This is a genomic window from Photorhabdus stackebrandtii, from assembly GCF_011189495.1.
GTDB lineage: Bacteria > Pseudomonadota > Gammaproteobacteria > Enterobacterales > Enterobacteriaceae > Photorhabdus > Photorhabdus khanii.
In genome coordinates this window covers 53,146-77,432 of sequence record NZ_PUJV01000010.1, presented here as the reverse complement: position 1 = coordinate 77,432, position 24,287 = coordinate 53,146, and the positions used below count along the sequence as shown (strand labels likewise).

Genomic DNA, 24,287 nt, shown 5'->3' with positions numbered 1-24,287 from the left:
CAGAATCAAAAATATGATTATTTTTATAATAAATCAATTAGTTATGTCATTTCTTTGCTTGACAATGAAAAGTCGACATAATTGCAATGACATAGAGTGTTCCTTTTCGTCTCCAAGGATTACGATATGAAACAATTACAAAATTTAATATCTCTTACTCCGTATCAACAAGATATCTTTTTTGAAAATCAGCGCAATCCACAAAGTGCTCAATACACTTTGGCACATATACGGTATCTTTCCGGGGATATTAATCTTGATAAGCTCGTTATGGCGGTAAATAATGTTCTTAATCAGGAAATCATCGGCAAAATACAAATTTTAGAAGAAAATGAGTTATTAACCCAGCGTATCAATCATTGTATGGCTGAGGTTAAAGTTGAGATAATCAACAACGAATATTTACAATCACAATCTCAAACTAGTGAAGACTTTATTTCGGCATGGCCGGCTAAAGTCTTCAGTTTAACCGGTGTTCCTCTGTTAGAAGTCGCCATTGTCACCCTGAACCAGGCTAATTATGTTGCCCTTTTGTTACGTACCCATCATATTGTTTGCGATGGTTGGGGGATAAATTTACTCAGCACCAAAATCCTCCAGCAATATCAGAGTTCAAAACCCGTCCCAGAATATGTTAACACGCAAAAAGAGTATCTGGAGGCTATTACCCGCTCGATAGAACATCTAAAACATCATTCTATGGTGAATGATGTCTCTGCGTTGGCGAAAACTATCGAGGGAGTTGAACCCGTTTTATTTACCCGTAAGAAATCAACCGAAAATACCCAATTTATAAAACAGCAGATGACATTAACCCGTTCTCAGGTTGAAAGTGCATTAGCAACTGGAATGTCCCCCTTTCTAGTTATGACCACAGCACTGGCTATTTTATTAGCTCGGATACACAACAATTCTCATATCACTATCGGCACCCCACTATTTAACCGTCAGGAAAGTAATATCAATATCATTGGTGAATGGGCCAATACGCTGCCAATTTCCGTGACAGTTGACTCCGAGATGAGCTTGCGGGTATTAGCACAGCAAATTAAGAAAAAAATCAAATTCCTGAAACGATATGAACATGTTCCTCTGAGCCAACTAATAAAAACACGCAATAGAGCCGGCAATATTTCCCGCCAGCTATTTGATGTCATAGTTTCCTATATTCAGTTACAGAAGATTCCTGCGTTCGAAGAGATTGAGTACCATGTAAATGCTTACGCCAATGGTCATGAAACAGATGTTTTAGCCATTTATATGATGACCAACGGTGATAACAATGATGTCGCTATCAATTTCTGGGGTGCCGCTGATGTTTTCAATACTGACTATTCATTTGAACAGTTTATCGCATCACTCTCACAAATAATTTTACAAATCATCACAGCACCGGACAGTTGGATTTCACATATTGATATCTCTCCGACAGAGGAGCAACAACAACTGCAATTCTTTGAACAGGGGCCGAACATCTCTTTCTCTGATAGAGAAACCATTTCTACCTTATTTGAAAAACAGGCTGCTTTACATCCTGGAGCCATTGCCATTAAGTCGGCAAAACACGTGGCACAATCCTGGAGTTATCAACAACTACGGACTCATACCGATAGTATTGCATCCATGCTGGTCGGGCATGGAGTGCAATCCGGGGATGTTGTTGCCGTTATGATGGAACGTAGCGAGGAAATGTTAGCTTCCATTTTTGCCACCCTGAAAGTGGGGGCAACTTACCTGCCCATTGATATTTCTTATCCTGCTGAAAGAATAGAATATATTCTGCAAGATAGTGGCGTTTTCGTTATTCTGACAGAATACCCAATCAATGAAACACTCGCTGAACACTATCAAGTGCTAAACAGCCGGGATGCATCTCATACCGTAACATTACCATTACGTAATCGTTCTGGCCCCAATTCATTGGCTTATATCATTTATACCTCAGGTTCCACCGGGTGGCCGAAAGGTGTAATGATTGAACACAGATCAGTCGTTAACCGGTTGGAATGGATGCAGGAGAAATATCCGTTAAATGAAACCGATGTTATTTTGCAAAAAACACCTATCTCGTTTGACGTTTCCATATGGGAATTATTCTGGTGGTCAATGACTGGCGCCTCTGTCGCTTTGTTGCCACCCGGAGCACAAAAAGATCCTTTAGAGATCATTAAAGCGATTAAAGAATATGATGTAACGACAGTGCACTTTGTTCCTTCAATGCTGCTTCCTTTCCTGAATGTACTGGAAAGGCAACCTGAGTTGATCCGCCAAATTGGCAGTCTACGCAGAATTTTCACCAGCGGCGAAACATTATCCCCCGCCCGGGTAAATCAATTTAAGAAGATCTTTACACAGTTTGGCAAAGACGTGCCGCTATTAGTTAATCTATACGGACCCACCGAAGCAACAGTCGATGTTTCCTACTATGAGATCTTTCCTGATTCAACAGAAGACATTACCCGAGTGCCAATTGGTTATCCTATCAATAATACCGCGCTGCGTATTATGTCGCTTCACAACACCCGGCAGCCAATTGGTGTAGCAGGGGAATTACAAATTGGTGGCGTGGGTCTGGCTCGTGGATATCTTAACAAGCCTGAATTAACTGATGAGAAGTTTATCCGTGACATATCCGGTTTAACAACAGAGCGTTGGTACCGCACCGGGGACCTGGCCAGATGGTTGCCTGATGGCAGCATCGAATATCTTGGACGTATTGATAATCAGGTAAAAATCCGTGGAAACAGGATCGAGTTGGGCGAAATCCAGAACACGCTGGAGAGAATGTCGGGCATTACCAGTGCAGAAGTCCTTCCTGAGCATGATGAGCAACGTGGCACCTATCTTTGCGCCTATTATGTCGCCAGTAAAAATTATACCGCAGATACGCTGCGTGACCGTCTGTTAGACTCCTTACCTGAATTTATGGTACCGGCAAAATTTATTGCTGTACCCTTTATTCCTCTGACACCGAATGGTAAGGCGGATCGCAATGCGCTGAGTCAGCTAACACAGGATAAAGTTCTTGAGGCGGCACATATGCCCTCAACCGAACTTGAAAAAACCTTGGTTAAAATATGGCAAAGCGTTCTGAACATCAGCAATGTTGGTATTAGAGATAGTTTCTACGCTATCGGTGGTGATTCAATCCTGATGCTGAAAATCCGTTCCGAAGCTGAAAAAGCAGGCATCAAAGTCACTCTGTCGCAGTTGACGCAATACCTGACCATTTCTGAGTTGAGCCATCAGGTTGAACTCTCACAACCTATCGCAGACACGTTGGATCTGTTGCCATTTGCCCTGATTGATGAAGCTGAAAAGGCCAGATTATCTGGTTTTGTGGATGCCTATCCGGCGACACAGCTGCAACTGGGTTTGATCTATCATAGCCAGCAGGCCAATGATTCAGCAAAGTACAAAGATGTTTTCCGCTATACCCTTCAAGCTAAATGGGAACCCAATCACTTCAGGAAAAGTGCAGCGGGATTGATTCAAAGGCACCCAGCTCTGCGTTCACACTTTAATCTGGCTGACTTTAAAGAACCTCTGCAAATTGTGAATGAATATGAATCTATTGATATTGATTCAGTTGTTGTAATTACTGATCTCAGTACAATTGATATTATTCACGCTGAATATCAAATTATCCAATATATGTATCAGCAGACACGCCATCATTATCTCTTCAATCATGCACCACTATTTAGCATCAGATTATTTAAAACAACAGAAGCTCTTGAACTCATTCTGAGTTTTCACCATGCAATCCTGGATGGCAGCAGTGTGGCTAATCTGATACGCGAATTACTACATCACTACATCGATAGTGATGGAAATGGTATGACTGATATCCATCTGCCGTCACCCGCATTGTCTGTACGGAATGAATTACTATCGCTAACATCCGTAAAGGACAGAACTTATTGGCAGAATGAGCTTTCTGGATTATCCCGGACACAGGTTACGGGCTATAGACTCTATGATGTTCCATCTGATGAAGTATTGATATCGAAATCAATATCACTACCTGGTGATATAGAAGAACGGCTAAAAGACTGGGTACAACAAAAACGTGTATCAACTAAGTCCGTATTTTTCGCTGCACATTGCGCCACAATTGCCTTATTTGCTGAACAGGATGAAATTGCTACGGGCTTAATCACTCATAGTCGGCCTGAGGCACAGAACTCAGAATATTTATTGGGGTTATTCCTTAATACATTACCGGTTCGTTTTTCAGCAACAGGTAAAACCTGGATAGAATGTGTCAATGACGTCTTTATCACAGAGCAACGTCATTCGCCACATAGAAAATACCCACTCAATGCTATCCAGCAAGCGGCGGGCGATGGAGCAAAAATCAGCACTGCTTTTAACTATGTCTATTTCCATGCATTAGTAGAAGTCTTTAATTCTCCCGATTTGCGTTTGATTTCATTCACACCCTGGGAAGAAACCCATTTTGAAATCCTGGTCAACGTTATGACGGATTTTGCTACCGGCCGTAACGTATTACGTTGTGACTTTGATGGTACAGTGTTCTCATCGGTTCAGGCTGATATGTTTATTGATGCCTACTTAACCATTCTCAGAAATATTGTCAACCGCAGTGACGAAAAAGCCTCACTTAGCACCATACCCAAAGTACCCACTCATGCTATTACTCCCTCTTCAACTTTCACATCTGTTATTGATGCTATCAACTGGGCTGCCAGCCAGCATAAGTCAGCAATCGCGCTGAAATATGGCAATGAAAAATGGCGATTTGATGAACTTTGGCATAAGTCGGCACTTATCGCTGATGCTTTAGTAAAACAGGGCGTTCGCGCAGAAACGCCAATAGGAATTGCGTTGAAGCGCTCACCGGAATTGATTGCAACATTGATCGGTGTATTACGTGCAGGAGGGATCTGTTTTCCGCTGGATTTAAGTTATCCAGCCCAACGCATTGAAGCAATGATTGGGCAGGTAAAACCATTGATCATTATTACCAATACAGAGCAGCAGCCAACAAGCCCTCTACTTTCCTCTACGCCATTAATTGATGTGAATGAGTTGCTTCAAGGGCCAGATTCATTAATACAACCGACTGCCGTTACTATTGCTCCTGAGCAGATAGCCTATTTACTCTTCACTTCCGGCTCTACCGGTATACCAAAAGGCGTTGCCATGCCGCATCGAAGTCTGGCTAATTTAGTGAAATGGCAAAACACAACAACCAGTGGAATCCGGGCATCATCGACACTGCAATATGCACCACTGAGTTTTGATGTTTCGTTCCAGGAAATTTTCTCCACATTAGCCTCAGGCGGAACATTACATCTTGTCAGAGATGAGCAGCGCAAAGATCCGGCTAACCTGCTCCGATTGCTTCATCAGCACCAAATCGAGCGCATTTATCTGCCTTATGTTGTTCTGCAACAATTGGCAGAAACAGCGGATACATTGAATATTTACCCCGAAAAACTAAAAGTAGTCATTTCATCAGGAGAGCAGTTACGCGTTACGGATGAAATCAGGAAGTTTATTGGCAAACTCGAAGATGGGCTCCTTGAAAACCAATACGGACCAACAGAAACGCACGTTGTTACCTCATTTACCATGAGCGGTCATACTGAAACTTTCCCGGCATTGCCGCCTATCGGAACCGCGATTGACAATGTTAACGTGTTGATCCTGGATGATAAACTACAGGAAGTGTTACCTGGAGTACGTGGTGAGATTTATGTTAGTGGCTCCTCATTAGCCCTGGGATATTACAATCAACCGGAACTGAGCGCTGAACGTTTTATTACACTCACAAACTCCCCAAGGAAATGGTATCGCACCGGTGATCTGGGCATCAAATTGAATAATGGTGTGATATTGTGCCTGGGACGTAAAGACTCCCAAGTTAAGGTACGTGGTTACCGGGTCGAACTGGCCGAAGTGGAACTCGCTATTGCCAGTACACCAGGTGCAGATAAATTCATCAAAGACGTCGCCGTTGTTGTTCAGCAACGTAATATCAATGACCGTTTCCTGGTAGCATTTCTGGTGGGAGAAAAGAGTGACAATATAGTTGATAAGGTATCTGAACATCTGCTCGCCACTCTGCCGCAATATATGATCCCCAGCCATATCGAATGGTTAGATTCCCTGCCTAAAACACCGAGTGGCAAAAGGGATGATGGTCAATTAAGCCAAACCGTTATCACCCGGCAACATATCGACAGTCATGATGGGCGGCCTGAAGATAGCCATGAACGTACATTATGCGAACTGGCTGCCGATTTGTTAAAAATCCCATCGATTTCTGTACATCAGAATCTGTTTGATATGGGAGGAACCTCTCTAACAGCCATGCGTTTGGTGGTATTGGTTGAAAAACATTTTGGCGTCAATATTCCGCTATCGGTATTTGTCAGTGATCCAACAATTGCCCAGTTGGCGCTGCGGGTTCGCCATAGTGATGCACAAGCGCACTTTAGCCCACTGGTGCCGATGCGTACCACCGGTAAACGCCGCCCACTATTCTTTGTCCATCCAATGGGCGGTAACGTTCTGTCTTACCTTCGTTTAGTTAAACATTTCCCGATAGACCAGCCATTTTATGCATTGCAGGCTCACGGTGTTGAAGCAGGATCAACACCTCTCACCACGATACAACAGCAGGCAGCTAACTATATTCAAGCTATCCGGCAGGTACAGGCACAAGGGCCTTATTCACTGGGCGGCTGGTCATATGGCGGCTTTGTCGCTTTTGAAATGGCCCGGCAACTGAAAGAAGCAGGCGAAAAAATAGCTGATCTTTTTGTACTGGATACGACGGCGCTGAATGCACAATCACAAGGGAAAACAGATGATAACGCCTTGTTGAATTGGTTCTTCTGGGAACTACTATGGCTTAACCAAGGCGCGGATTTACCTGAACAAATTGTTCCCGAATACATCACCACCTTACAGGAACGTTTTGAATACATTACCGAACACGCCATCGCGATTGGAGCCATTCCACAGGGGAGTTCAAGAGCTGTGGTACAGCGACTGTTTGAAGTCTACAGGACTAACTGGCAGGCTGCCGCAGATTATTCAACTCATCACATTGCTGATATTGACATGACATTGTTGCATGCGACCCGACCTTTACCAAACGTATTGCGTTCGATGCATGACACGATCCGCAGTGAATATCGTGATCCCCAAAATGGCTGGGGCAATAAAACTACAGGTAAGTTGAATGTCATTGATGTCCCTGGCGATCATCTGGAAATAATGGAAGAACCCTGCGTTGCCGAAGTCGCAAAAGTGATTTTGAATGAAATGCGTATCTCTTCCTCCCTAACCGCAACATCAATTAAGAGCATAAAATGAATAAACCTTTGAAAGTCATTATCATAGGTGCAGGAATTGGTGGGTTGACAACCGCAGTCACTCTGCAACATATCGGTTGTACCGTTGAGATCTACGAACAAGCACCGGAGCTGAGGACCCGTGGTTCTGGGTTATCAGTGATGTCTAATGCCTCAGTTGCGCTTGGCACCCTAGGCATCAATCTTAATTTGGAGCACTTTGGCGCTCCAGCCAAAACCTTTGAAATACGTACTGCCGGCAATCGTTTATTAAGGAAACTGCCATTGGCTGAGGTTTCCGCAGAAAACGGCGCTGCCAGCGTGTGTATCTCGCGTAAGGCATTACAACAGGCACTGCTGCAACAGTTACCCGGTATTGAAGTCAAAACATCGGCTAAGGCAGTTGAAATCCATCAATCTGCCACTGATGTATCTGTAAAATTTGCTAATGGTCATGAAATCCAGGGAGACATACTCATCGGTGCCGATGGCATTTACTCTACCGTACGGAATCTAATTCATGGTTCAGAACCTACCCGCACTGCTGATTATATTTGCTGGTTAGCTATCACTCGTTACCGGCATCAGCAAATTACGCCAGGTTATATCGTGCATTATTGGGGAGCTGGTAAACGGATTGGTTTAATTGACATTGGTGGGGAAGAAATTTATTGGTGGGGAACGGCCAATATGAAAGACAAACAAGCACGAACCTGGCAAGGCACCAACCAAGATGTTGCAGGTTTCTACCAAGGCTGGCCGAATATTGTTTCAGATATCATCTTAAAAACACCTTCGACAGATATTATCGCCGTTCCCGCTCAAGATCGTCCTTTTTCTCCACATTGGGGAAAAGGCCGCATCACATTATTAGGCGATGCCGCGCACCCGATGCTGGCCAGCTTAGGGCAAGGAGCCGGAATGGCAATGGAAGATGCTGCTGTTCTGGCTCACGCTATCATGCAGAAAGCTGATCCTATAGCGGCGTTGCGTTTTTATGAAAAAACACGTATCCCAAGAACAGAAATGCTGGTCAATGCCTCAAGATCGATGAGTGATATCGAGCAGGAGGAGCGTTTTTTCCCTCGATTGAAACGAGATCTGGCCCTGCGCCTAGCGCCTGAATCGACATTGAAACAGAATATCAAAAACTCCCTGATATTTCCCATGGTTTATGTTACAAACCCTCGTTGAAGCTACCTACTGGCAAAGTCTCTTGCTCTCGATTAACATCGAAATTCGCAGTTTCTCTATGGCACATCCTGATCAAATATTTTTCGCCTGTATTTTGTGACAAACACCAAATATATGTGCATCAGGAAAACACAATGTCTACCACGGCGAATATCAGTTTCATTTTTCATAGACCAAAATATAATAGTGGATATGAAACGATTTCAAGCCGTTAAATTTCAATTAAGACCAAGCGGTCAGCAGGGGCTTGTCGTTTTGTTTTCAACCGTTCACTTGCGCTCCAGAACGAGGATCATGAAGCCACGACGATGGTCGGATTCGAGTGTCAGGTATGCGGATATACAGCGAACGCCGAAATGAGCCAGGCTTCGGTCTGAACACGGGTAGGGATCTTCGTCCTTTTGGGCGGGGAGGATGTCAACAATGCAACTTACTGTCTCTACAACATAAAATGAAGACTAAGCTTATAACCCGCGAAGGTTACAACAAACTAAAAGAAGAATTGGATTATCTATGGCGTGAAGAACGCCCGGAAGTCACTAAAAAAGTCACTTGGGCGGCAAGTCTCGGAGACAGGAGCGAAAACGCAGATTATCAATATAACAAAAAGAGACTACGGGAGATTGATCGAAGAGTCAGATACCTAACCAAGAGTCTGGAAGAACTACGGTGTGTTGATTACTCCCCTCAACAAGATGGGCGTGTGTTCTTCGGCGCATGGGTAGAAATCGAAAATGATCAAGGGGAGATTAAACGCTTCCGTATCGTCGGGTACGATGAAATTTTTGGTCGCAAAGACTACATATCAATTGATTCTCCAATGGCCCGGGCTTTACTGAAGAAAGAGGTCGGAGACAGTGCAATCGTTCATACACCAACAGGAGAAGTCTTGTGGTACGTGAATGAGATCGAATATATTAAATAGTCTGTATACTGTTTCAACATGATATAATTAAATTCCAACTCTATTTAGTTTTGATAATAGTCACGCATATAAATTCATAAAAACGGAATGTATTTTAAAGTTTACACAGTCTGAATATAAAGAAATAAAAAATAATATTCGCCACTTGATTTGAGCCGGACTTATGTTAGAAATATAAGCAACCAAATTATTTCAATCGAGGAAGTTAAGCTTACAATAAACTTTACTGATATGTAACTCCCTTGTTTATATTTCGTGGAAATATAATTTCTAATTATTTCTAATATAACTCTGTACTATACAGAGTAGAAATTAAATTTCATTTTTTACTAAAATACTAGAAAAACAGAATTTTCAAGATATTTATCTAGAGGATGCATTAATGAAAATAGCAGGCATAGCAGGATCACTTCCATCACGGCTTGTCACAAATCAAGAAATTATTAATTTAGTTGAGCAACATTCAAAAGAAACTTTTCAGGGAGATTTACCCAAGACCTTAAAATCAATCGGAAAATTACTCAATAAGAGTGGTATAGAAACCCGATATTGGCTAGCTGAGGGTGAAAAGCCCATGCAACTCATGGAAGCAACATTCGATCGCGCTTTAGAACAAGCTAATATCAGCAAAGCAGAAATCGATCTGTTGATCTACCCTAGCGTCACTCGTGGCTTCACTGAGCCGGCCAATAGTACCTTTATCGCAAAAGCACTGGGACTCAATTGCAGGAATTACGATGTCATAGACGCCTGTAATGGTTGGGTGACAGCGATGGATATTATCAATAGCAAAATGAAGGCGGGTGAAATACGCTATGCTGCTATTGTTAATATGGAGTTTGGTATGTCCGATGGTGGGCCTATCTTCCCACAGAACTTTTCTTTGTCTTCTTCATCAGAACTGGCTTATAAATTTCCAAGTTTTACGATAGGCGAAGCAACAACTGTCACCATACTGAGTAATGAATCACCTGACAACTTCCAATTTTCTTATATCAACAGACCAGATTTAGGCGATTTATCTACCATTTCCTTACCTAACTGGGAACTGTTTTGTAACGATTCTGATGTTGAACGTATTTCACCTCTTGGTGGACAATGCCGGTTTAATTCATACGCAGCACTACTACATGAATATGGCCGGGAAGGAACAATAGAGGTATTTAATAAGCACCAAGTTTCCAACAATGATATTCACAAGATCTTTATTCACACTGGTTCACCAAAAATGTGGCACGAATTTGGACAGTCGATCGGTGTTGATAACAAGATGCATCATGTTGGACACAAAACAGGTAACATTGTTACTGCCTCTATTCCTTTTGGAATCATTGATGCTGTTCACCAAGACATGTTGGAGAAAGAGCAGTTCTGCATGGGATGGGCAGGAAGCGGTGGAATGGTTTTTGCTGCAATATCATTTAAACTTTAATACGCATTTTTACTGATACGACCAAAGCAAATAGCAAGGTACACGAAATCGGAAATATATCACCGAAGCTAATTGATATTACTATCCCAGTTTGATACATATTTGAAGCATCGATATTATCACAACGGGCTAGAGCTGAGATATGCGCCTGCGCTGCTAATGATAAAGAAACAGATATGTCAGATTAAAGATACAATACGTAAACTCCTGTCCACATTGGCCTGAAGTAGAGATTCATCTAGAGAGATCATCAATAAAGCCGGAAGACCGAAAAGTCTTCTGGCCTGAATTAATAAAAAAATAAAATGACTCTGAACACATATTTTATTCTACATTTCTTTAATTAAATTAGCTTCACTAATCCTAAATATTTTTTTATTTATATCCACCCTCTCAAAACAAAATTCAATTTCCTCCAATTCCAGAAATGGGACGAGTAACAATAATTGGCTCCATTGCGTTACAGTTACGATAACAGCCTGATTCACATACGAGGCAACTCTTTCCATCAATATTTCTGTATAAAAGCCCAGAGTAGGCTCGCCTTCACGGGCAATGTAACTAATTCCTTACGCGAAAAATCTAATGAAAAAATTTGATTTAACCGCAGTTGCTATAGCGTAACCGGCAACAAATTTGTTGAATTATGTCGTAGCCCGCCAGAATAAGATCAGACGTGAACTGGAAATTGTTTCTCTCAGAACGTATAAAGGGGGTTTTGTGAATATTTGAAGCTTATCCACCAGAAGAAAACACAACATGAATGAATCCTTAAGCCAAATTATTGCAAGTGAGCTACAGGCCCAGCCACAGCAGGTCCTTTCAGCGATGAGTTTGCTGGATGAAGGGAATACTGTCCCTTTTATTGCACGATATCGTAAAGAAGCCACCGGCGGTTTGGATGACACCCAACTTCGCCAACTTGAGAGCCGTCTTGGTTATCTGCGCGAACTGTCAGACCGCCGCCAAACCATTCTTAAATCCATTGACGAACAAGGCAAGCTGACACCAGAACTGGCCGAAGCCATTAATGGCACCCTGAGCAAAACCGAACTGGAAGATCTTTATCTGCCATACAAGCCGAAACGTCGTACCCGCGGGCAAATCGCGATTGAAGCAGGTCTTGAACCTTTGGCGAACTCTCTGTGGCAAGATCCACAACAAGAACCGGAATTGGTTGCCGCTACTTTTGTTGATACCGATAAAGGTGTAGCCGATACTAAAGCCGCTCTGGATGGCGCTCGTTATATCCTGATGGAACGTTTCGCCGAAGATGCAACATTATTGGCAAAAGTTCGTGACTATTTATGGAAAAATGCCCATTTGGTCGCCAAAGTCGCCACCGGAAAAGAAGAAGAAGGTGCTAAATTCCGCGACTATTTTGATTACCATGAACCTATCGCACAGGTCCCTTCTCACCGCGCATTAGCCATGTTCCGTGGCCGTAATGAAGGCATGCTGCAACTTTCCCTGAATGCTGATCCCCAGTTTGATGAACCACCCAAAGAGAGCTACTGCGAACAGATTATTACCCAACATCTTAATCTGCGCCTGAACAACGCACCGGCGGATAGCTGGCGCAAAGCCGTCGTAAACTGGACCTGGCGTGTCAAAATATTGCTGCATCTTGAAACGGAATTGATGAGCACTTTACGTGAGAAAGCAGAAGATGAAGCTATCAAGGTATTCGCCCGTAACCTGCAAGATCTGTTGATGGCCGCACCAGCGGGTATGCGCGCGACAATGGGACTCGATCCAGGTCTGCGTACCGGTGTTAAAGTTGCCGTCATTGATGCAACCGGCAAATTGATTGCCACAGACACTATCTATCCGCACACCGGGCAAACCGCCAAAGCAGCCGCAAGCACGGCCGCGTTGTGTATCAAACATCAGGTGGAATTGGTCGCTATCGGTAACGGAACCGCTTCCCGCGAAACAGAACGTTTCTTTGCGGATGTCCAAAAACAGTTCGCAGAGATAAAAGCCCAAAAAGTGATTGTCAGTGAGGCAGGAGCCTCTGTTTATTCTGCATCTGAACTGGCAGCACAGGAATTTCCTGACCTGGACGTTTCACTACGCGGTGCGGTCTCTATCGCCCGCCGTCTGCAAGACCCACTGGCTGAATTAGTGAAAATCGATCCGAAATCTATCGGTGTAGGTCAATATCAACATGATGTCAGCCAGACCCAACTTGCCAAAAAGCTGGACGCGGTCGTTGAGGATTGTGTAAACGCCGTCGGCGTAGATCTGAATACCGCTTCTGTTCCGCTATTGACCAGAGTTGCCGGGCTGACCCGTATGATTGCCCAGAACATCATAAACTGGCGCGATGAGAATGGCCGCTTCAATAACCGTGCACAATTACTAAAAGTCAGCCGCCTTGGGCCAAAAGCGTTTGAACAGTGTGCCGGCTTCCTGCGTATTAATCACGGTGATAACCCGCTGGATGCCTCGACTGTTCACCCGGAAGCCTATCCGGTGGTTGAGAAAATTCTGGCGGCCACCGAACAAAAACTCCAGGAATTGATGGGCGATCCTTCCTCACTGCGTGGATTGAAGCCTCAGGATTTCACCACAGAACAATTTGGTGTTCCAACCGTTACCGATATTCTGAAAGAGCTGGAAAAACCAGGCCGTGACCCACGCCCGGAGTTTAAAACCGCGACCTTCGCTGACGGTGTGGAAACGATGAATGACCTGCATCCGGGGATGGTACTGGAAGGTGCGGTCACTAACGTGACTAACTTCGGCGCATTTGTCGATATCGGCGTTCATCAAGATGGCTTGGTGCACATCTCTTCGCTGTCCGATCGCTTTGTGGAAGATCCTCACACCGTAGTAAAAGCAGGTGATATCGTCAAAGTCAAAGTGCTGGAAGTTGATCTGAGCCGTAAGCGTATCGCGCTGACCATGCGTCTTGATGAACAACCGGGAGAAACCCACTCACGCCGCAGTAACAATCCTCAAACTGACCGCCACCCTGAACGTAATAACAAAAACCGGACTACTCCGCGCACTTCAACTCCAGCCGGAAACAGTGCCATGAGTGATGCGCTGGCCGCCGCATTCGGCAAAAAACGTTGATAGTCTTATAATCGCAAACACTATGCACTGCTTTAGCAGTGCATATCTCATCTCAGCTATCAGGTAAAATTCAAATGCACTTATCCCCGTCAACCTCAGTAACTTACTGAACATCAATTATTGAAAATGCGATTAATATTGAAATTAATGTTGGTTATTATTCTTATTTGCAATTAACATGCATAGGATGAAAATCGTACTTTATCTAATATAAGTACAACTTTAGTTCTCAAGATTCTTTCACTTATCACACATCCCGGAAGGTTATATGCAACTTCTTCCAGACCGCAGTTACAAGATCATTGGCTTTTCTCCCAAGATCAGCCCAGCTTACCGACAGAAATTACTGTCATTAGGCATGTTGCCCGGTTCCTCTTTTCATGTTGTCCGTTTAGCACCTTTAGGTGATCCGATACAAATTGAGGCCCGCAGAGTTAACCTGATTCTGAGAAAAAAAGATCTGGAATTTCTCACATTAGACGACGCCCAATGCAACGCATAATCCATTGCAAGCAATAAAACTGTTACTTCTAATTTGGCATCAAAAACATGAAAGCACTGACCATTGGCTTAATCGGCAATCCCAACGCCGGCAAAACGACATTATTTAACCAACTTACCGGCGCCCGTCAACGTGTAGGCAACTGGGCAGGCGTCACGGTAGAACGCAAAATTGGCCGTTTTATCACAGAAGACCATAAAATTGAGCTGGTTGACCTGCCGGGAACCTACTCTCTGACCACGATTTCTGAACAAACATCACTCGATGAGCAGATAGCCTGTCACTACATCCTGAGCGGTGATGCTGACATGCTGATTAACGTCGTAGACGCTGCTAACCTTGAGCGAAATCTCTATCTGACATTACAACTGCTGGAATTAGGCATTCCCTGCATTGTTGCGCTGAATATGCTGGATATCGCTAAAAGCCAGCATATTCAAATCAATATTGCTGAGTTGGAGAAACGCCTTGGCTGTCCGGTCATTCCAATGGTTTCAACCCGAGCAACCGGACTCAATGAACTGAAACAAGCGATTGACCGCCATAAACAGAATTCTGGGCAGTCATTGATTCGCTACCCTGACAACCTGTTGCAAGAAGTTGATCAGCTATTTGGTGCAATTTCAGACGATTTTAATGCTCAACAACGCCGTTGGTTAGCACTTCAGATACTTGAAGGGGACATTTACAGCCTGGAACGTTCTGGCCTTGCGGCCTCAATCTTGGCTGAATCCAAAGAACGCCTGCAACAACAGCAATACGAAGAACCTGAACTGGTTATTGCCGATGCACGCTATCAAAGCATCAACACCTTATGTATGGCAGTGATCGACAGCCAAAAAGCAACGCCAAACAAACTCACCCAGGCAATTGATAACATCATCCTCAACCGCTGGTTGGGCGTACCCATTTTCCTGGCGGTTATGTATTTAATGTTCGTACTGGCGATTAATATCGGTGGTGCATTACAGCCTATTTTCGACGCAGGTTCTATCGCTATTTTTATTCATGGCGTTCAATGGCTTGGTCATACGTTACATTTTCCTGAATGGCTGACTATTTTCCTCGCGCAAGGTATTGGCGGCGGTATCAACACGGTTCTGCCACTGGTACCACAAATCGGCATGATGTATTTGTTCCTCTCTTTCCTTGAGGACTCCGGTTATATGGCGCGGGCGGCGTTTGTCATGGACCGTCTGATGCAGGTTTTGGGTCTGCCAGGTAAATCTTTTGTCCCATTGATCGTTGGCTTTGGTTGTAACGTACCCTCAATTATGGGCGCGAGAACGCTGGATGCACCGCGTGAGCGTCTGATCACGATTATGATGGCACCATTTATGTCTTGTGGTGCACGGCTGGCAATCTTTGCCGTTTTTGCCGCTGCATTCTTCGGCAAAAACGGGGCAACCGTTGTTTTCTCTCTTTATATATTGGGCATTGTAGTCGCGATTTTGACTGGCCTGATGCTGAAATACACCATTATGCGTGGTGAAGCCTCGCCATTTGTTATGGAGCTTCCGGTTTACCATATTCCACATCTGAAAACCCTGCTGTTGCAAACATGGCAACGCCTGAAAGGTTTTGTTATCCGTGCAGGTAAAGTTATCGTTATCGCCAGTATGTTTATTGGTGCGCTCAATAGCTTCTCTTTCTCTGGTAAAGCCGTTGATAGCATCAACGAATCAGCACTAGCTTCGGTCAGCAAAGTTATTACACCACTGTTACAGCCAATTGGCGTTCACGCAGATAACTGGCAGGCAGCCGTGGGACTGATAACCGGCGCGATGGCAAAAGAAGTGGTTGTCGGGACACTGAATACCTTGTACACCGCAGAAAGCATTACAAATGAGCCATTTGACGCAGAGGGGTTCAACCTGCTTGGTGAACTGAAAGAGGCTGTTGGTGAAACTTGGGGGAGCCTGAAAGACACCTTCACTTTGAGTGTGCTTTCCAACCCAATCGAAGCCAGTAAAGGCGACGGAGAGATGGATAGCGGTTCTATGGGAATAATGAGTACAAAATTTGGCTCCGCTATTTCAGCTTACAGCTATCTAATCTTTGTCCTGTTGTATGTACCCTGTGTTTCTGTGATGGGCGCTATCGCCCGTGAAACAAGCCGCGGTTGGATGACATTCTCCATTCTATGGGGGCTGAATGTGGCTTACTCAATCTCAGCCTTGTTCTATCAGATGGTGACTTTCTCACAGCATCCACAAAGCAGCCTGATCATCATTCTGGCAGTAACCCTCTTTAACGCACTGGTGTTTTCCTTCCTGCGGCGCACACGCAGCCGCGTGACGATGAAACTGAGCAGCAACACTGGAAATAGTTGCCACTGCTCCAGTGGAAGCTGTCACTAGGAGTTAAGAATGATTAGCCTGTTAAAAGTAAGGGATACAGTCGCTCTGAATGGACGGGCAGATGCCAGGTTGTTGAGCCGCCAGCTTCGTGCGTCCGTACAGATGATTACCGCTATGCTTGAACAACTTACAGTGATGGGCAAACTGGAAAAGGTTGATGCAACTGCCTGCCTGAGTGGCAGTTGCAAACAATGCCCTGAAACACAGAAATGTGATACGGCGGTTTATCGGATCACAGGGAAATACTGAATCATACTTATAGAACAGTTCATCATATATTGATGAGTCTGAGATAAACCCTACTTTTTTAAAGTGGGGTTTATCAACAACCTTGTTGGCCCAAAGGGTTATAAATCACAGGTGGACCCTACCATTACTCATTTAAAAATAAAAATTCTTAGTTCAAACACACACTCTATTGATTTACAGGCATTTTTTGGAAAACAAATGCTCCGCCAAGCGCGGCAGCATAGCGACTTAAAGTATCCAGATTTGGCACACTCTTGCCATTTTCCATACGGCTGATGTTTTGCTTTTGAGTGCCAATTTTCTGAGCAACATCTTGCTGAGTAAGATGCAACGCTTTACGTGCATCCTTAAGCTGTTTCATCAATGTTTTGCGGATCTGAATATCGTTATATGCTTCCAGAGTCGCGGTATCTTCTAAGAGAAGCGCTTTAGCTTCAGAAAATGGGATAATATCATAATCATTATCAGACATTGTTAAGACTCCGTTTAATCTCTTTCATTCGTTGGTTTGCCAGATCAAGCGATTTCTTCGGCGTTTTTTGGGTTTTCTTTTGCAGTATATGAACAACATAAAACTGTTGTCCAACGGCAAAAAAGAAAAACCCCCTCGCGATACCCTCAGATGCATTCACTCTTAACTCTTTAAGCCCGTTTCCAATATCTCTGACTTTAGGCTCTTTTAAGTCTGTTCCAGCAGCGTCTAATTCTTCAATGGCTTCAATCATTGAAACTTTGAGACCAACAGGTAACTTAGAAAGCTCCTTGAATGCCGCTCTTATAATGTTTGCTGAAAACATAAAACTAATCCATTTAACCTATATAGATTATTTTAGCATGCACACCAAAAGTCATCGAACCGCCGCATTCATGCGGCGAACGCTTGACTATTCCAAACCACGCCAATAATAAGTTCGTTATATTATCAACCTCAAAACGCTTCTCTACTAACAAAATCAGTCAATAAATCAACAAATTCATCAGAATGAGAAATAAAAGGCGCATGGGCGGCATGACGCATCATAGCTGAAACTGAACGCGGCCATTTCTCATCAAGAATACTGATAACTTTTCTTGGCACCAAACCATCCAGATAGCCATAAATACGCAGAAACGGTATGGAAAGTTCAGCCAAAGGTTCTCTTAAATCTTCAGTCCGCAAAATCTCCAAACCAACATTAAGCACTTCAACAGAAGGCATCGGCTGCGCCAATACAACGGATTTCAGTAACCGCGCATCCTGACGGGCGCTGGCTGTACCCAATGTCTGCAAAGCAAGGAAACGCTCCACTGTTCGCTGGAAATCTTCACTAAGTTGATGCTCGAAACCGCTCAAAACCCCAGGTTTAATCCCCGGCCAGTCACCTTCTGCACTGAAATGTGGTGAAGACGCCACAGTAATTAATCCGGCAACCTTATCCTGATGGTTAAGCGCAATCCGGCTGGCAACCAACCCCCCCAACGACCAACCCAACCACAACGCATTTTCAGGCGCATACCGCCAGACTTCATCCGCCATATTATCAAGGCTCATCGGACCGTATTTCTGACTGCGGCCGTAACCCGGTAAATCCACCCGATGTAAACGAAAATGCGGAGCACATCGCATTTCAATGGAACGCCAAACTTCCGCATTCAACCCCCATCCGTGCAGCAACACAAGATCACGCGAATCTCCCGCAGAAGTCTGCCAAAACAGATCAGCCATTGTTATTCTCAACTTTATTTACCATCAAGGAAGAAACCTATGCTAACAATGGTTGGGTACTGTTGGCTATGCCATCAGCCTCTGTGGTTTCCACATCATGGAATATGCAGCTTTTGCAACAAGCGGCTGAAACGTCTGACAAATATGTGCCCTCGTTGTGCACTGCCCTCAGAATTAACCTCACTGCCTTGTGGGCGCTGTATCAAGAACCCCCCGCTATGGGAACATATGATCGCGATTACCGATTATCGCCCACCATTGAGCGGCCTGATTCGCCGCTATAAATATCACAGCACGCCACAACTCGCATCCGTTCTGGCGCGTCTGTTTCTGCTGCACTGGCAACAAGGCTATCGTGCTGGGCGATGGTATAAACCCAACATTCTGCTCAGTGTGCCACTGCATCGGCACAGGCGCTGGAAACGGGGATTTGATCAAGGTGTATTAATCGCAAAGCAACTATCAGAATGGCTACAATGCGATTATCAGCAAAGCATTCTGCAACGGACGCGTGCTACACTACCGCAAAGAAATTTATCAGCGGTACGTCGTAAAACCAATCTCAGGAAAGCGTTCCGGCTCTGTGGCCCCGTCATAGGACAACACATCGCCATACTTGATGATGTGATTACTACCGGTGCGACGATGACCGAAATTTCCCGTTTGTTAATTCGTGCTGGCGCCCGCTCAGTGCAGGTCTGGGCGATTTGCCGAACCTTGTAGTCAAGATGAGAATGGGCGTATTATAACCAACTATAGCAGTCAACTATTGAGCAAATGATATGATTAATATTACTGAAGCAGCGCAAGCCCATTTCGCCAAATTACTGGCAAACCAAGAACCTGGTACTCAAATCCGCGTATTTGTCATCAATCCGGGTACACCTACCGCAGAATGCGGTGTGTCTTACTGCCCACCTGACGCTGTTGAAGCAACGGATACTGAGCTGAAATTTGAGAAACTGTCAGCTTACGTTGACGAGCTGAGCGCGCCGTTCCTTGAAGAAGCAGAAATCGATTTTGTCACTGATCAGTTAGGCTCTCAGCTAACACTAAAAGCCCCTAACGCCAAAATGCGCAAAGTTTCTGATGATTCTCCACTGATCGAACGGGTGGAATATGTCTTACAGTCACAAATTAACCCACAATTAGCGGGTCACGGTGGCCGTGTCAGCCTGATGGAAATCACTGATGATGGTTTCGCTATCCTTCAGTTCGGCGGCGGTTGCAATGGTTGTTCAATGGTCGATGTCACCCTGAAAGAAGGGATTGAAAAAGAGTTGCTGAACATGTTCCCTGAATTAAAAGGTGTAAGAGACTTGACTGAACATCAACGCGGTGAACACTCTTATTACTGACAACTGACTTTCCCGTTCGGATAACCGTCGGGAAAATGTCACTACAATAATAACCTAATGGGATAATCTCTAAATTCTAAGAGCAAGTCAGAATATATATGGAACATTTTCAAACAATCAGCCCTGAGCAGGCTTATCAACATTGGCAAGATAAATCCGCCATTATGGTGGATATCCGCGATCCACAAAGTTTCCGGGGCGGCCATGCATCCGGGGCCTTTCATTTAACCAATGACACATTAAATGAATTTATGTTGCAGACCCATTTCGAGCAACCTGTCATGGTCATGTGTTACCACGGTCACAGCAGCCAGAGCGCCGCTCAGTACTTACTGAACATGGGTTTTGAAGCGGTTTACAGCATTAATGGTGGCTTTGAAGCCTGGCAAAGAGACTATCCTCAAGCTGTTGATTCCTTATTACATAATCTGGCATAACAACACCTCATGATCCACGTAATCGCTATTTCAAACCCGCGCCTGGCACAAGCTTTTATCGATTATATGGCAACCCATCAAGTACATCTGACCATGCGTCCGAGTCACGATGGGCAGCACGTAGAACTGTGGCTGGAAGATGACACTAAACTCGCCATCGTTCAACAAGAGCTGGAGCAATTTACCCGTGACCCACTGAACGAACGTTATCAGGCGGCCAGTTGGCAATCCGGCAATGTGAATCACTCATTGAAATATCATAACAATCTGAATTGGCAATATTTGAGTCGTCAGGCTGGCCCGTTAACAATGACCGTTCTGATCCTGAATATCGCCGTTTATCTCTGGATGCAATTCACCGGGGATTATCAGGTTATGTCCTGGCTAGCCTGGCCAGACAACAGTCAACATCTGGAGCTATGGCGTTGGGTTACTCACGGTTTACTGCATTTCTCACTACTGCATATCATCTTTAATCTCATGTGGTGGTGGTATCTTGGCGGACAAACAGAAAAGCGCCTTGGTACAGGAAAGCTGTTTGTTATCACTATCGTTTCCGCTGTTTTCAGTGGCTGGGGACAATCATTATTCAGTGGCTCTCATTTTGGCGGTCTTTCCGGTGTTGTTTACGCCTTAATTGGTTATGTCTGGTTAACCGGCGAACGTGCACCTGAGCGCGGCATTAGCGTTCCCCGCGGTTTGATGGCTTTTTCGATCCTCTGGCTGATTATTGGCTATTTCGACACATTTGGACTCGCCATTGCCAACGCGGCCCATTTTTCCGGTTTAATTATCGGCTTACTGATGGCGCTGTGGGATAACCGTCATACCTTCAAAAATAACACTCACAACCGGCATTCTTAAGAACAATAGGGGACTATCGTGAAGCAAACTCAACGGCATGATGCAATAGTTGAGCTGGTACGTCTTCAGGGCTATGTCAGTACTGAAGAGTTGGTTGAACACTTTAATGTCAGCCCCCAGACTATCCGCCGTGATTTGAACGACCTGGCAGACAAAAACAAAATACAGCGACATCACGGCGGTGCCGCATTGCCATCAAGTTCAGTCAATACCGCTTATAATGACCGCAAAAGCATGTGGTCAGAAGAAAAAGCCCGTATTGCCCAACATGTTGCCAGCCATATCCCGGACGGCGCAACACTGTTTATTGATATCGGCACGACACCAGAAGCCGTCGCTCACGCACTGCTAAATCATAAAAATCTGCGGATTGTCACTAACAACCTCAACGTAGCAACCCTATTGATGACAAAGGAAGACTTCCGTTTAATCCTGGCGGGTGGGGAGATTCGTACCCGTGATGGGGGGATTATCGGTGAAGCCACACTGGATTTTATCTCCCAGTTTCGGCTCGATTATGGCATTCTTGGCATCAGTGGTATCGATATGGATGGCTCACTGCTGGAGTTTGATTACCATGAAGTACGTATTAAACGCGCCATTATCGAAAACTCCCGTTGCGTTATGTTAGTCACTGACCATTCTAAATTTGGCCGCAATGCTATGGTCAATTTGGGTAATATGAACCTCATTGATTACCTATTTACTGACCAGCTTCCCCCTCCAAGCATCCATAAAGTGATTGAGCAACATAACGTGCAGCTCGAACTTTGCTAATAGTTTTTTCTATATTTGGGGATAGCACTATCCCCTATCTTCTCTTCTTGCCACTCCACAGTTATGCCATCTTTTAGCTTCCTTATTAATGCCATGTGAATTATATGGGTGTGACAATATTTGTTATCTATATCACGCGAATATGTTTTTTCTTAGTAATATAGTTGGCTATTTATGGATTTCCGATTACAATCATGAGCGAAAACGAACATTAAAGAACTGTTTCGAACATTTTTAAGGGGGATGCATGGAAACCAAAGACTTGATTGTGATCGGTGGTGGGATCAACGGCACCGGTATCGCGGCAGATGCCGCTGGCCGAGGACTTTCTGTTCTGCTGCTGGAAGCACAAGACTTAGCCAAAGCCACTTCATCCGCCAGTTCAAAACTGATCCACGGTGGCTTGCGCTATCTGGAACATTATGAATTCCGTTTGGTCAGCGAAGCGCTGGCAGAACGTGAAGTTTTATTAAATCTTGCACCACACATCGCTTTCCCGATGCGTTTTCGTCTACCGCACCAGCCACACCTGCGCCCGGCATGGATGATCCGCATTGGTTTGTTCCTTTATGACAATTTAGGCAAACGTGTCAGCCTGCCGAGCAGTAAAGGACTGAAATTCGGTGCTAATTCCGTACTGAAACCAGAATTAGTCCGCGGCTTTGAGTATTCCGACTGCTGGGTTGATGACGCCCGTTTAGTTGTCCTTAACGCTCAAGAAGTCAAAAAACACGGTGGAGAAGTGCATACCCGAACAAAAGTTACCCGTGCATGGCGTGAACAAGATGGCTGGATGGTTGAAGCCGAAGATCTGCGGACAGGTAAAACTCATACCTGGCGTGCAAAAGGTCTGGTTAACGCCACCGGTCCTTGGGTTAAAGAATTCTTTGACGATGGTCTGAAACTGAAATCACCTTATGGTATTCGTCTGATCAAAGGCAGCCATATTGTGGTACCAAGAGTGCATGATGAGCCGCAAGCTTATATTCTGCAAAACGAAGATAATCGTATCGTATTTGTTATTCCCTGGATGGATGAATTCTCCATTATTGGTACAACCGATGTGGAATATAAAGGCGATCCAAAAGAGGTGAAGATCGACGATCAAGAGATAAACTATCTGTTGGAAGTCTATAACAATCACTTTAAGAAGCAAATTAGCCGTGACGATATCGTCTGGACCTATTCCGGTGTACGTCCACTGTGTGATGACGAATCTGATTCGCCTCAGGCAATTACCCGTGACTACACACTCGATATTCATGATGAGCAGGGCAAAGCACCATTGCTGTCTATATTCGGCGGTAAATTGACCACTTACCGTAAGCTGGCGGAGCACGCAATGGAGAAGATGATTCAATACTATCCAAATGCCGGAGGAGCCTGGAGCAAAAATGGTCAATTACCGGGTGGTAATCTGGAAGGCTGCGACCGCGACGGTTACGCCCGCTTACTGCGTAAACGCTACAACTGGTTACCGGAAGGTGTTGCTGTGCGTTATGCTCGTACCTACGGCAGTAACAGCGAACTGATTCTGCAAGGTGCTAACAATCTGGCGGATCTCGGTGAATTCTTCGGCCAAGGTCTGTATGAAGCAGAACTTTGTTATCTGGTTAACAATGAATGGGTTGTTGAACTGGATGATGCGATATGGCGCCGTACCAAATTGGGCATGTGGCTGAATGAAGAGCAGAAACAGCGCATTGCAGTATGGCTAACAGAGAATGCGAAGCCATTGTGAACAAAAATTAAATTGACGTAAACTTCAGGCGCAAAATATATACTACGCCTGTTTTTATTCTCTATTTATGCTCAATCAAATGGCACTTATTAGTCGAATCTGCCAGTCATTAATAAAAATTTATTATTTAACAGAAACATTAAAATACCAATATTCAATCTACTTTATTAATCACTCAAAAAAATAACTGAGTGGTTAATAGAGTAATTACAGACAAACAATCATGGAGGTTTTAAGTCTCTTTCTTATGATGTATATATTTCTCATCCTATGAAAATAAAATAATAATAAAATATTGCATATATAAACCTATTTTTCCACATACAGG

The 24,287-nt window shown here is 44.3% G+C and carries 17 protein-coding genes and 2 pseudogenes; 15 read left to right on the top strand and 4 right to left on the bottom strand.

Annotated features, from left to right (window positions below):
- Positions 1-126: 126 nt before the first annotated feature.
- Together C5470_RS10800 and C5470_RS10795 are read left to right on the top strand one after the other, a co-directional pair.
- Positions 127-7,353 (top strand): non-ribosomal peptide synthetase, encoded by a 7,227-nt coding sequence (locus C5470_RS10800; RefSeq protein WP_166288714.1) that lies wholly within the window; start codon positions 127-129, stop codon positions 7,351-7,353.
- Positions 7,350-8,525, top strand: coding sequence for an FAD-dependent monooxygenase (locus C5470_RS10795; protein WP_166288711.1), 1,176 nt, complete (start codon positions 7,350-7,352; stop codon positions 8,523-8,525). The genes C5470_RS10800 and C5470_RS10795 overlap by 4 nt, the downstream gene beginning before the upstream one ends.
- A 65-nt stretch (positions 8,526-8,590) precedes the next feature.
- Here the strand turns inward: C5470_RS10795 and C5470_RS22475 are convergent.
- A pseudogene (locus tag C5470_RS22475) lies at positions 8,591-8,695 on the bottom strand (IS200/IS605 family transposase); the annotation flags it as partial.
- Positions 8,696-8,717: 22 nt separating this feature from the next.
- On the opposite strand from C5470_RS22475, the pseudogene C5470_RS10790 reads away from it, so the two are divergent.
- The 7 genes and pseudogenes from C5470_RS10790 to C5470_RS10760 all read left to right on the top strand — a co-directional run.
- Positions 8,718-8,827: pseudogene (locus C5470_RS10790) on the top strand (helix-turn-helix domain-containing protein); the annotation flags it as partial.
- A 149-nt stretch (positions 8,828-8,976) separates the two neighbouring features.
- Complete coding sequence (greB, locus tag C5470_RS10785) at positions 8,977-9,450, top strand: transcription elongation factor GreB (protein ID WP_166288708.1); 474 nt, start codon at positions 8,977-8,979, stop codon at positions 9,448-9,450.
- 382 nt (positions 9,451-9,832) lie between these two features.
- On the top strand, positions 9,833-10,882 hold the full coding sequence (locus tag C5470_RS10780; RefSeq protein ID WP_166288705.1) for a 3-oxoacyl-[acyl-carrier-protein] synthase III C-terminal domain-containing protein: 1,050 nt from the start codon (positions 9,833-9,835) through the stop codon (positions 10,880-10,882).
- A gap of 759 nt (positions 10,883-11,641) precedes the next feature.
- Positions 11,642-13,966 (top strand): Tex family protein, encoded by a 2,325-nt coding sequence (locus C5470_RS10775; protein WP_166288702.1) that lies wholly within the window; start codon positions 11,642-11,644, stop codon positions 13,964-13,966.
- Positions 13,967-14,234: 268 nt separating this feature from the next.
- Positions 14,235-14,468, top strand: coding sequence for a ferrous iron transporter A (gene feoA / locus C5470_RS10770; protein ID WP_166288699.1), 234 nt, complete (start codon positions 14,235-14,237; stop codon positions 14,466-14,468).
- Between the two features lie 47 nt (positions 14,469-14,515).
- Positions 14,516-16,828 carry a Fe(2+) transporter permease subunit FeoB gene (gene feoB, locus C5470_RS10765; protein WP_036846326.1) on the top strand — a complete coding sequence of 771 codons (2,313 nt, stop codon included), beginning with the start codon at positions 14,516-14,518 and terminating at the stop codon, positions 16,826-16,828.
- Between the two features lie 9 nt (positions 16,829-16,837).
- Complete coding sequence (locus C5470_RS10760; protein WP_166288696.1) at positions 16,838-17,077, top strand: FeoC-like transcriptional regulator; 240 nt, start codon at positions 16,838-16,840, stop codon at positions 17,075-17,077.
- Positions 17,078-17,243: 166 nt separating this feature from the next.
- Here C5470_RS10760 and C5470_RS10755 read toward each other — a convergent pair whose 3' ends face one another.
- The 3 genes from C5470_RS10755 to bioH all read right to left on the bottom strand — a co-directional run bounded on the left by C5470_RS10755 (position 17,244) and on the right by bioH (position 18,782).
- A complete protein-coding gene (locus C5470_RS10755; RefSeq protein WP_166288693.1) occupies positions 17,244-17,549 on the bottom strand; it encodes a helix-turn-helix domain-containing protein in 306 nt (101 codons plus the stop codon).
- Positions 17,542-17,874 carry a type II toxin-antitoxin system RelE/ParE family toxin gene (locus tag C5470_RS10750; protein WP_166288690.1) on the bottom strand — a complete coding sequence of 111 codons (333 nt, stop codon included), beginning with the start codon at positions 17,872-17,874 and terminating at the stop codon, positions 17,542-17,544. The genes C5470_RS10755 and C5470_RS10750 overlap by 8 nt, the downstream gene beginning before the upstream one ends.
- 131 nt (positions 17,875-18,005) lie before the next feature.
- Positions 18,006-18,782 carry a pimeloyl-ACP methyl ester esterase BioH gene (gene bioH / locus C5470_RS10745; RefSeq protein ID WP_166288687.1) on the bottom strand — a complete coding sequence of 259 codons (777 nt, stop codon included), beginning with the start codon at positions 18,780-18,782 and terminating at the stop codon, positions 18,006-18,008.
- A gap of 39 nt (positions 18,783-18,821) precedes the next feature.
- Here bioH and gntX point away from each other — a divergent pair, with 39 nt between their 5' ends.
- From gntX to glpD, 6 genes are all read left to right on the top strand, one after another.
- Positions 18,822-19,505, top strand: a complete 684-nt coding sequence (gene gntX / locus C5470_RS10740; protein ID WP_036846342.1) for a DNA utilization protein GntX — start codon at positions 18,822-18,824, stop codon at positions 19,503-19,505.
- A gap of 59 nt (positions 19,506-19,564) precedes the next feature.
- Complete coding sequence (gene nfuA / locus C5470_RS10735; protein WP_023044402.1) at positions 19,565-20,140, top strand: Fe-S biogenesis protein NfuA; 576 nt, start codon at positions 19,565-19,567, stop codon at positions 20,138-20,140.
- A gap of 98 nt (positions 20,141-20,238) precedes the next feature.
- On the top strand, positions 20,239-20,577 hold the full coding sequence (glpE, locus tag C5470_RS10730; protein ID WP_036846345.1) for a thiosulfate sulfurtransferase GlpE: 339 nt from the start codon (positions 20,239-20,241) through the stop codon (positions 20,575-20,577).
- A gap of 9 nt (positions 20,578-20,586) precedes the next feature.
- Positions 20,587-21,441 (top strand): rhomboid family intramembrane serine protease GlpG, encoded by an 855-nt coding sequence (gene glpG, locus C5470_RS10725; protein WP_036846349.1) that lies wholly within the window; start codon positions 20,587-20,589, stop codon positions 21,439-21,441.
- An 18-nt stretch (positions 21,442-21,459) separates the two neighbouring features.
- On the top strand, positions 21,460-22,218 hold the full coding sequence (locus C5470_RS10720; protein WP_036846352.1) for a DeoR/GlpR family transcriptional regulator: 759 nt from the start codon (positions 21,460-21,462) through the stop codon (positions 22,216-22,218).
- Positions 22,219-22,465: 247 nt separating this feature from the next.
- Entirely contained in the window at positions 22,466-23,959 is a 1,494-nt protein-coding gene (gene glpD, locus C5470_RS10715) for a glycerol-3-phosphate dehydrogenase (RefSeq protein WP_166288684.1), read from the top strand.
- Positions 23,960-24,287 lie beyond the last annotated feature (328 nt).

Bases quoted from the DNA above. Each gene is read 5' to 3' on its own strand.
- C5470_RS10800 (WP_166288714.1), top strand. From the start codon at position 127: ATGAAACAATTACAAAATTTAATATCTCTTACTCCGTATCAACAAGAT.
- C5470_RS10795 (WP_166288711.1), top strand. From the start codon at position 7,350: ATGAATAAACCTTTGAAAGTCATTATCATAGGTGCAGGAATTGGTGGG.
- greB (WP_166288708.1), top strand. From the start codon at position 8,977: ATGAAGACTAAGCTTATAACCCGCGAAGGTTACAACAAACTAAAAGAA.
- C5470_RS10780 (WP_166288705.1), top strand. From the start codon at position 9,833: ATGAAAATAGCAGGCATAGCAGGATCACTTCCATCACGGCTTGTCACA.
- C5470_RS10775 (WP_166288702.1), top strand. From the start codon at position 11,642: ATGAATGAATCCTTAAGCCAAATTATTGCAAGTGAGCTACAGGCCCAG.
- feoA (WP_166288699.1), top strand. From the start codon at position 14,235: ATGCAACTTCTTCCAGACCGCAGTTACAAGATCATTGGCTTTTCTCCC.
- feoB (WP_036846326.1), top strand. From the start codon at position 14,516: ATGAAAGCACTGACCATTGGCTTAATCGGCAATCCCAACGCCGGCAAA.
- C5470_RS10760 (WP_166288696.1), top strand. From the start codon at position 16,838: ATGATTAGCCTGTTAAAAGTAAGGGATACAGTCGCTCTGAATGGACGG.
- C5470_RS10755 (WP_166288693.1), bottom strand. From the start codon at position 17,549: ATGTCTGATAATGATTATGATATTATCCCATTTTCTGAAGCTAAAGCG.
- C5470_RS10750 (WP_166288690.1), bottom strand. From the start codon at position 17,874: ATGTTTTCAGCAAACATTATAAGAGCGGCATTCAAGGAGCTTTCTAAG.
- bioH (WP_166288687.1), bottom strand. From the start codon at position 18,782: ATGGCTGATCTGTTTTGGCAGACTTCTGCGGGAGATTCGCGTGATCTT.
- gntX (WP_036846342.1), top strand. From the start codon at position 18,822: ATGCTAACAATGGTTGGGTACTGTTGGCTATGCCATCAGCCTCTGTGG.
- nfuA (WP_023044402.1), top strand. From the start codon at position 19,565: ATGATTAATATTACTGAAGCAGCGCAAGCCCATTTCGCCAAATTACTG.
- glpE (WP_036846345.1), top strand. From the start codon at position 20,239: ATGGAACATTTTCAAACAATCAGCCCTGAGCAGGCTTATCAACATTGG.
- glpG (WP_036846349.1), top strand. From the start codon at position 20,587: ATGATCCACGTAATCGCTATTTCAAACCCGCGCCTGGCACAAGCTTTT.
- glpD (WP_166288684.1), top strand. From the start codon at position 22,466: ATGGAAACCAAAGACTTGATTGTGATCGGTGGTGGGATCAACGGCACC.